General features: G+C 66.1%; 1 protein-coding gene. It reads left to right on the forward strand.

The window, feature by feature from the left end; all coding sequences use genetic code 11:
- Positions 1–53: 53 nt before the first annotated feature.
- The coding region (locus AC27IQ_RS24190) for a condensation domain-containing protein (RefSeq protein ID WP_487091085.1) at positions 54–1592 on the forward strand (1539 nt) is incomplete at its 3' end.

Below are 1592 nucleotides of genomic sequence, written 5' to 3' on the forward strand. Positions count from 1 at the left end.
TCGAGGGGCGCTGGCGGCAGATCTGGGCCGAGGGTGCGTGGGGGTGCAGGCGCGTGGGGCGCAATGACCACTTCTTCGAACTGGGCGGGGATTCGATCCTGAGCCTCAAGGTGTGCGCCCAGGCCCGTGCGCGGGGCCTGCCGCTGGGGCCGCGGCAGGTGTTCGAGCACCAGCGGTTGGCAGCCCTTGCCCAGGCGATTGCCGCGACCCAGGCCGAAACCCCTTCGGCAGACCCTTCAGGGCCGCCCATCACGGCACTGAGCGCTGCAGAGCGTGTCGGTCCCCTTGCCCTGTCGCATGCGCAGTTGCGGCAATGGTTCCTGTGGCAACTGGATCCACAAAGCACGGCGTACCACATCAGCGGGGCCTTGCATTTGCAGGGCGCGCTGGACAGCGAGGCCCTCCATGCCAGCTTCACCGATCTGATCGAGCGGCACGAGGCCTTGCGCACCGTGTTCCGCCCGCGCCTTGACGGCACGGCCGAGCAGGTGATTCAGGCGCATTCCCGCTTCGCACTGGACGTGGCGGATCTGCGCACGGTGGCACTGGCAGATCGGCCGCACCGTGCACAACAGGCGGCCCGGCGCATCAGCCAAACGCCCTTCGATCTCAGCGCGGGGCCGTTGCTGCGGGTCGGGCTGATCCGCCTCGGCGAGCGCGAGCATTGGCTTGTGGTAGTCATGCACCATATCGTCTCCGACGGCTGGTCCATGCAGGTGCTCGTGGAGGAATTCGTGGCCCGGTACCGGGAGCGGTTATTGGGCCGGTCCCTTGCGCTGGCGCCCCTGCCCATCCAGTACGCCGACTATGCGGCTTGGCAAAGGCAGTGGCTGGAGGCCGGTGAGAAAGACCGGCAGCTCGCCTATTGGACAAAGCAGTTGGGCGACGAGCATCCCGTGTTGCAACTGCCCACCGATCACGGTCGGCGCACGGAGGGCCAATACCGATCGGCGCTGTGGGAAATCGAGCTTCCCAAGGAACTCGTCAGCGCCCTGCAGCGTCGGGTGCGTTCGCAGGACGCCACTTTGTTCGTTGCACTGCTTGCGGGTTTCCAGGCACTTCTGCATCGCTACACAGGCCTGCACGACATCCGCGTGGGGGTGCCCATTGCCAACCGCGACCGGGTGGAGACCCAGGGCCTGATCGGATTCTTCGTGAATACACAGGTGCTGCGCGGGCAGTTCGACGGTCGCACGCCGCTTGGCGAAGTGCTGGCCGCCGCCAGGCAGGCGGCACAGGGTGCGCAGGCGCACCAGGATCTGCCCTTCGAGCAATTGGTGGAAGCCTTGCAGCCTGATCGCAGCCTCGGCGTCAGCCCCCTGTTTCAGGTGCTTTTCAATCACCAGCGCAATGGCCTTGCCTCCTTGCGGGATCTGCCGGACCTGGTACTCAAGAACCAGCCTTTGCCGGATGGTGCGGCGCAATTCGAGTTGACGCTCAGCACCACGGAGGAAGCGGATGGACAGGTGTGCGCCCAGTTCATCTATGCATCGGAGCTGTTCGATTCTGGGACGATAGAGCGGATGGGGGAGCACTACATGGCGCTCTTGCAGGCGCTGGCGGAGCGCCCCGGGCAGGCGGTGGGCGAGGTG

The organism is Acidovorax sp. KPB24-07 (assembly GCF_057543315.1).